6 protein-coding genes and 1 pseudogene are annotated in these 6,407 nt (G+C 65.6%); 3 read left to right on the forward strand and 4 right to left on the reverse strand.

Annotation, left to right across the window (positions count from 1 at the left end):
- Positions 1–66: 66 nt before the first annotated feature.
- The 4 genes from thrC to ACOQFS_RS09965 form a co-directional block, all read right to left on the reverse strand.
- A complete protein-coding gene (gene thrC / locus ACOQFS_RS09950; protein ID WP_421562723.1) occupies positions 67–1,506 on the reverse strand; it encodes a threonine synthase in 1,440 nt (479 codons plus the stop codon).
- A gap of 35 nt (positions 1,507–1,541) precedes the next feature.
- On the reverse strand, positions 1,542–1,856 hold the full coding sequence (locus tag ACOQFS_RS09955) for a response regulator (RefSeq protein WP_421562724.1): 315 nt from the start codon (positions 1,854–1,856) through the stop codon (positions 1,542–1,544).
- Positions 1,857–1,922: 66 nt separating this feature from the next.
- Positions 1,923–3,257 (reverse strand): homoserine dehydrogenase, encoded by a 1,335-nt coding sequence (locus ACOQFS_RS09960; RefSeq protein ID WP_421562725.1) that lies wholly within the window; start codon positions 3,255–3,257, stop codon positions 1,923–1,925.
- Between the two features lie 174 nt (positions 3,258–3,431).
- Positions 3,432–4,676, reverse strand: coding sequence for a pyridoxal phosphate-dependent aminotransferase (locus ACOQFS_RS09965; RefSeq protein ID WP_421562726.1), 1,245 nt, complete (start codon positions 4,674–4,676; stop codon positions 3,432–3,434).
- A gap of 160 nt (positions 4,677–4,836) precedes the next feature.
- Here ACOQFS_RS09965 and ACOQFS_RS09970 point away from each other — a divergent pair, with 160 nt between their 5' ends.
- From ACOQFS_RS09970 to ACOQFS_RS09980, 3 genes and pseudogenes are all read left to right on the forward strand, one after another.
- Positions 4,837–5,208 carry an Mth938-like domain-containing protein gene (locus ACOQFS_RS09970; protein WP_421562727.1) on the forward strand — a complete coding sequence of 124 codons (372 nt, stop codon included), beginning with the start codon at positions 4,837–4,839 and terminating at the stop codon, positions 5,206–5,208.
- Positions 5,209–5,411: 203 nt separating this feature from the next.
- Positions 5,412–5,897 carry a peroxiredoxin gene (locus ACOQFS_RS09975; RefSeq protein WP_421562728.1) on the forward strand — a complete coding sequence of 162 codons (486 nt, stop codon included), beginning with the start codon at positions 5,412–5,414 and terminating at the stop codon, positions 5,895–5,897.
- Between the two features lie 193 nt (positions 5,898–6,090).
- A pseudogene (locus ACOQFS_RS09980) lies at positions 6,091–6,407 on the forward strand (PhoH family protein); the annotation flags it as partial.

The following is a 6,407-nucleotide window of genomic DNA, read 5'->3' on the forward strand; positions in this document are numbered from 1 at the left end:
TTGTATAGCTGCAAACGCTTACTGGATAAGCGCTGCTGGCACTTTTTATCAAATTTTCTGTGCCACCTATGCGGCCGAAGCGCAGTGGCGCTCGATATAGGCCTTGACCAGCGCCACGTCGGCCGGCATCACCTGCACCCGCTTGGGGAGGTCTTCGATGCCCTCGAACCGCGCTGGGCGGTCCGGTGCATGGCCCAGCGCCTCTTCGATGGTGGCGGCGAACTTGATGGGCAGCGCCGTCTCCAGCACGATCATGGGCACGCCGGCGTCGCCCCGCCGCTCCAACGCCACCTTCACGCCGTCGGCGGTGTGGGTGTCGATGGTGACGCCGTGGCGCTGGTAGTTGTCCCGGATGGTGGCCAGGCGGTCGGCATGGGTGCTCTTGCCGCTTTCAAAGCCGTACTTCGCGGCGGCGTCGGCAAAGCGCGGGTCGCCGCTCAGGTCGAACTGGCCTTGCTGGGCCAGCGCATCACCAAAGAGCGCCTTCGTAGCGGCGCCATCGCGGCCCAGCAGGTCGAACACGAAGCGCTCGAAATTGCTGGCCTTGCTGATGTCCATGCTCGGGCTCGACGTCTCATGCGTGTCGGCGCTGCCGCGCACGCGGTACACGCCGGTGCGGAAGAACTCGTCGAGCACGTCGTTCTCGTTGGTGGCCACCACCAGCTTGGCAATCGGCAGGCCCATCATGCGCGCCACATGGCCCGCGCACACGTTGCCGAAGTTGCCGCTGGGCACGGTGAAGCTGACCTTCTGGTCGTTGGTCTCGGTGGCCTGCACATAGCCAGCGAAGTAGTACACCACCTGCGCCAGGAGGCGCGCCCAGTTGATGGAGTTGACGGTGCCGATCTTGTACTTGCGCTTGAATTCCAGGTCGTTGGAGACGGCCTTGACGATGTCCTGGCAGTCGTCGAACACGCCTTCGATGGCGATGTTGTGGATGTTGGCGTCTTGCAGGCTGAACATCTGTGCCTGCTGGAAGGGGCTCATGCGGCCGTGCGGGCTGGTCATGAACACGCGGATGCCCTGCTTGCCGCGCATGGCGTATTCGGCCGCGCTGCCGGTGTCGCCGCTGGTGGCGCCCAGGATGTTCAGCTCGGCGCCCCGGCGGCCCAGTTCATATTCGAACAGGTTGCCCAGGAGCTGCATGGCCATGTCCTTGAAGGCCAGCGTAGGGCCGTTGGACAGGGCTTCGAGCCACAGGCCGTCTTCGAGGTGGCGCAGGGGCACGATCTCGCCGGTGCCGAAGACTTCGGCGGTGTAGGTCTTGGCACACAGGGCCTTGAGGTCGGCGGCCGGGATGTCGTCGATGTAGAGCGACAGGATCTGGAACGCCAGCTCGGCATAGCCTTGCTCGTGGTACGCACGGCGCAGGCGCGTGAGCATCGCGTCGTCGACCTGCGGGTAGTGCTCGGGCAGATACAGGCCGCCATCGGGCGCCAAGCCTTCGAGCAGGATGTCACAGAACTGCTTGCGGTCTGCGTGGCCGCGCGTGCTCAGGTATTTCATGGGGAATTCCGTCGGTCAGGGTCTCGTTTGCAAGGCTACAGGCTGATGCCGTACACACGGATGTCAATGTAAAAACGTGAGGCGATCAGCAGCAAAAAACCGGCGACCAGAATCAGCCAGTGCAGCGGCTTGTCCTCGTAATTGTCCGTGCGCTCCAGCAGCACGAAATACAGCCAGGCCACCAGAAAGCTGCCCGCCCCGTTGAGCAGGGCCTGCGACCACGGCATGGACTGCAGGAGCGCCAGCGTGACCAGCACGCCGAACCCAAAGCCCAGATGCCAGCGCGGCATGTCCAGGTAGGCGATCTTGACCAGCGCCGACAACGTGAGTGCAGCGACCAGGGTGGGCATGATGGCGGCGAGGTGGCATCGTCAGAGCGCGGCGGCGCGCGGCATGGTCCGCTCAGTCAGATAAGATCAGTTCAGCTCTTCCTTGCGGATGCGCGTGATGGGTGCCAGCACCGTGGGCAGGGCCTGCATCTGGGCGATGACGGCGTCCATGGTGCCTTCGCGGGTGTCGTGGGTCAGGATGATCAGGTCGGTCTGCGTCGATCCTTCGCCGCCCACTTCGTCGGCCTCGCGCTGCAGCACCGCGTCGATGCTCACGCCGGCTTCGGCCAGCAGGCCCGTGACCTTGGCGAGCACGCCAGCCTGGTCGGCCACACGCAGGCGCAGGTAGTAGCTGGTGACCACTTCGCTCATGGGCAGCACCGGCAGCGCGTCCATGGCATCGCTCAGCGTGTGCGGCTGGAAGGCCAGGTGCGGCACGCGGTGCTCGGGGTCGGCCGTGTGCAGGCGGGCAATGTCCACCAGGTCGGCGATGACGGCACTGGCCGTGGGCTCGCTGCCCGCGCCCTTGCCGTAATACAGCGTGGTGCCCACGGCATCGGCCTGCACCACCACGGCGTTCATGGCGCCTTCCACATTGGCGATCAGGCGCTTGGACGGAACCAGGCTGGGGTGCACGCGCAGTTCCACGCCACTGTCGCGGCGCTTGGCAATGCCCAGCAGCTTGATGCGGTAGCCCAGCTGCTCGGCGTAGCGGATGTCGGCGGCGGAGAGCTTGGTGATGCCCTCCACATACGCCTTGTCGAACTGCACGGGAATGCCGAACGCGATGGCCGACATGATGGTGGCCTTGTGCGCGGCATCCACGCCTTCGATGTCGAAGGTGGGATCGGCCTCGGCGTAGCCCAGGCGCTGCGCTTCCTTCAGCACCACGTCAAAGTCCAGGCCCTTGCTGCGCATCTCGGACAGGATGAAGTTGGTGGTGCCGTTGATGATGCCGGCGATCCACTGGATGCGGTTGGCCGTGAGGCCTTCGCGCAGCGCCTTGATGATGGGAATGCCACCGGCCACGGCGGCCTCGAAGGCCACCATCACGCCCTTGGCCGATGCCGCCGCGAAGATCTCGGTGCCGTGCACGGCCAGCAGCGCCTTGTTGGCGGTGACCACATGCTTGCCAGCCGCAATCGCTTCGAGCACCAGGCCGCGCGCGATGCCGTAGCCGCCGATCAGCTCGACCACGATGTCGATGTCGGGGTTGGCGATGATGGCGCGGGCGTCATTGACCACCTGCACGCCCTCGCCCACCACGCCCCGGGCGCGCTCCACGTCCAGATCGGCCACCATGGTGATCTCGATGCCGCGGCCCGCGCGGCGGCGGATCTCTTCCTGATTGCGACGCAGCACGTTGAACACGCCGCTGCCGACGGTGCCGATGCCCAGAAGGCCTACTTGGATGGGTTTCATGGAAATTTACCAGTCAAAATGGGCTTCAGCGCTTATCCATAAAGCGCCGAAAGCTATCAAAAAGTGAGTCGCTGATGCGAACCGGAATCGAGCAACACCTTTACCTTGAGGCCCTGCGGCGGTGCATCCGGGGTCGCGCACGCCTTGCTTGATGGGGTGATGGGTGGTGGGGTATCAGCCGACGCGCCGCAGATCGGTGCCGCAGCGCTTGCGGTACAGCTCCAGGAACTTCGCCACGCGGCCGATGGCGTCGCGCAGGTCGTCCTCGTGCGGCAGGAACACGATGCGGAAGTGGTCAGGCGCGGACCAGTTGAAGCCCGTGCCCTGCACCAGCATCACCTTGGTTTCCTGCAGCAGCTCCAAAAAGAACTGCTGATCGTCGGCAATGGGGTACACGGCCGGGTCCAGGCGCGGGAACATGTACAGCGCCGCGCGCGGCTTGACGCAGCTCACGCCCGGAATGGCCGTGATCAGCTCATAGGCCAGGTCGCGCTGCTTGCGCAGGCGGCCGCCCTCGCTGACCAGTTCGTTGATGCTCTGGTAGCCGCCCAGCGCCGTCTGCACGGCCCACTGGCCCGGCACATTGGCGCACAGCCGCATGTTCGAGAGCATGTTCAGGCCCTCGATGTAGTCCTTGGCGGCCTTCTTGTCGCCCGACACCACCAGCCAGCCCGCGCGGTAGCCGCAGGAACGGTAGCTCTTGGACAGCGAGTTGAAGGTCAGCGTGAGCACGTCGTCCGACAGCGACCCGATGGCCGTGTGGCGCGCACCGTCGTACAGCACCTTGTCATACACCTCGTCGGCAAAGATCACGAGGCCGTGCTCGCGCGCAATGGCGACGATGCCCTTGAGCAGGTCGTCGGAATACAGCGCGCCGGTGGGGTTGTTGGGGTTGATGACCACGATGCCCTTGGTGCGGGGCGTGATCCGGGCGCGGATGTCGGCCAGATCGGGCATCCAGCCATTGGCCTCGTCGCACAGGTAGTGCACCGGCGTGCCGCCCGAGAGGCTGGCTGCGGCCGTCCACAGGGGGTAGTCGGGCGAGGGCAGCAGCAGCTCGTCGCCGTTGTCCAGCAGGGCGTTGGTGGCCATCACGATCAGCTCGCTGGCGCCATTGCCCAGGTAGATGTCGTCGAGCGCCACGCCCTTGATGCCCTGCTTCTGCGTCTCGTGCATCACCGCCTTGCGCGCGGCGAAGATGCCCTTGCTGTCCGAATAACCGGCCGAATTGGGCAGGTTGCGGATCATGTCGAGCTGGATCTCTTCGGGCGCATCGAAGCCGAACACCGCGAGGTTGCCGATGTTGAGCTTGATGATCTTGTGCCCGTCTTCCTCCATCTTCTTGGCCGCGTCCATGATCGGCCCTCGGATGTCGTAGCAGACGTTGGCGAGCTTGGCGGATTTCTGGACGGTTTTCATGCGCTGACGGGTGTGCGAAGGGGTCAGGGGGCGGCCCCTGCAAGGGGCTGCAGGGCGAAACCTATAATTTGACCACAGTTCACCCGCGCCCCCTGTCCCCTTGCTGGCTTGACCAGCCCGCTCTGACACTTCGGGCACAGCCCGCCAACGCCCCGATCCCATGAAATTCCAGCCCGACCGATCCAGCGCACAGACCATCAGCGGCTACGGCCCCGGGTGGATCGGCGTGGACGCGGAGCGGATCACGCACAGCGTCATCATCGGGTCGGCCGGCCTGCGGCAGGCCTGGGCGCCCGCGCGCTTTGAAGACCTGGCGCCGGACCATTTCGCGCAACTGGCCGCGCTGGACGCCGAGCTGATCGTCTTCGGCAGCGGCAGCCGCAACCGGTTTCCGCCGCCCGCCTGGCTGGCCCCCCTGATGGCGCGGCGCATGGGCCTCGAAACCATGGACACGGCGGCCGCCTGCCGTACCTACAACATCCTGGCCAGCGAAGGCCGCAACGTGGTCGCCGCGCTCATCCTGGAGGCCTGACGGCACGCGCCGCCCCGCGGTGCAGCGCGGCGGCGAACGCCCCGCCAGACCGCCGCGCAGAGGGCAAGACACACTGTCTTACATTTTGTCAGGGAACGTTTTCGAGGTAAAATTTCGGGTTGCGGTCGGGGGCACTTCCAAGAGCAATAACACACCCGCTCCCCCGGCTTACCAACGACTACATCCTGAGAGATTGAAGTGTTATGGCGATCGTTGTCAACAAACCCCTCCCCGAATTTGAAGCCAACGCGACCGGCGGCCTGAAGGTCTCCAACACCTCGCACCTGGGCCAGGTTCTGGTCCTGTACTTCTATCCCAAGGACAACACGCCCGGCTGCACCACAGAGGCCATGCAGTTCCGCGACAAGTACAAGGATTTCGTGAAGGCCGGCGCTGCGGTGTTCGGCGTGTCGCGCGACAACATGAAGTCCCACGACGACTTCAAGGAAAAGCTGGAACTGCCCTTCGAGCTCATTGCCGACACCGAAGAAAAGATGTGCCACATGTTCGGCGTGGTCAAGAACAAGATCATGTACGGCAAGAAGGTCAAGGGCATCGAGCGCAGCACCTTCCTCGTCGGTCCCGACGGCGTGCTGCTGCAGGAGTGGCGCGGCCTGAAGGTTCCGGGCCACGTGGACGACGTGCTCAAGGCCGTCAAGTCCATCAAGGCCCTGAAGAAAGCCGCCTGAGGTGGCTTGATGCCGCGCGACGTGGCCGGTGGCGGCCTGGGCCCGCCGCTCCTTTTGGCCTGACGGTCACCTGGAGTAGGCATAATGGGCCGATGCCCCAGGTTTGCGCAACGCTTGCTTCCCCCGACAAAGCCGCCTTGGCCTCCAGGCGGCTTTTTGCTTTCTGACCATCCTTGACCGAGGCCCTGCCACCATGCCCCTGCCCCCCGCCCCCAGCCGGCGCGCCGCGCTCCTCGCCCCAGAAGCCTTTGACATCACGGCGCCGCCCCGCGCCGCAGCTACATCCTCCGCCGCCGACGCCGAAGTCATTCCGCTGAAAGCGCCCGCCACAGGCCGCAGCAGCCGCAAGCCGGCGACCAGCGCACTGACCCAGCCCCCCGCCGCTGCCGCCCCGCTCGAACAGGTCGAAACCCGCGCGCGGTTGGCGGACCCGGCACCCGCAGCGCGCGGCCGCGCGCGCAGCACGCCCGAGGCCGCCCCCGCCACGGCCCGCAGCACCGGCCGCCGCAG

The organism is Paracidovorax sp. MALMAid1276 (assembly GCF_049198005.1).
Lineage (GTDB): Bacteria > Pseudomonadota > Gammaproteobacteria > Burkholderiales > Burkholderiaceae_C > Acidovorax.

Coding starts and splice junctions, on each gene's coding strand:
- ACOQFS_RS09970 (WP_421562727.1), top strand. CDS start 4,837: ATGAAATTCCAGCCCGACCGATCCAGCGCACAGACCATCAGCGGCTAC.
- thrC (WP_421562723.1), bottom strand. CDS start 1,506: ATGAAATACCTGAGCACGCGCGGCCACGCAGACCGCAAGCAGTTCTGT.
- ACOQFS_RS09955 (WP_421562724.1), bottom strand. CDS start 1,856: ATGCCCACCCTGGTCGCTGCACTCACGTTGTCGGCGCTGGTCAAGATC.
- ACOQFS_RS09965 (WP_421562726.1), bottom strand. CDS start 4,676: ATGAAAACCGTCCAGAAATCCGCCAAGCTCGCCAACGTCTGCTACGAC.
- ACOQFS_RS09960 (WP_421562725.1), bottom strand. CDS start 3,257: ATGAAACCCATCCAAGTAGGCCTTCTGGGCATCGGCACCGTCGGCAGC.
- ACOQFS_RS09975 (WP_421562728.1), top strand. CDS start 5,412: ATGGCGATCGTTGTCAACAAACCCCTCCCCGAATTTGAAGCCAACGCG.